Consider the following 572-nt stretch of genomic DNA (forward strand, 5'->3'; position numbering starts at 1 on the left):
GCCCAGCAGCAGGTTGTCCTGCAGGCTGCCCGGCAACAGCGGGCTGTCCTGGAACATCAAGGCGACCTGGGTATCTCGGGCCAGGGCCGACAGTTGCCGCAGGTCGACACCGCCGAGGTGAATCGCGCCACTGCTTACATCGCTGAAGCGCGCCAGCAGGCGCAACAGGCTGGACTTACCGGAGCCGGACGCCCCCACCACCAGGTTCAGCGAACGCTCCTGCAACGTGAAGTCGATGCCTTGCAAGATCGCCTGGCCCTGGCGGACCAGTCCTACGTCCCGCACTTGCACGTCGTAACCCAGGGCAGGTTGGGGTTCGAGAGGCTCAGGCAACCCCGGCATCTGCAGCAGGTGGCGCAGGCGATTCAAGCCGTGGCGGGTCTGGCGCAACGTGGTACCGAGGTTGACCAGCGCGCCCATTGGCTCCACCAGGCAGGTGGCGAGAATCGCCAGCGCCAGGAACTTCGCCGCATCGAGGGTGCCACCCAACACGGCATACAGGCCGCATAACAGGATGGCGCTGTAGCCGGCCTGCAACACCACCGCCAAACCCAGCGCGGCGGGAAAAGTGC

At 66.1% G+C, this 572-nt stretch carries 1 protein-coding gene; it reads right to left on the reverse strand.

The annotated features are described in order from the left end of the window. The coding region (locus tag HX846_RS39045) for an ABC transporter ATP-binding protein (protein ID WP_178967680.1) at nucleotides 1-572 on the reverse strand (572 nt) is incomplete at both ends.

The organism is Pseudomonas sp. K5002, assembly GCF_013386655.1.
Classification (GTDB): Bacteria; Pseudomonadota; Gammaproteobacteria; order Pseudomonadales; family Pseudomonadaceae; genus Aquipseudomonas.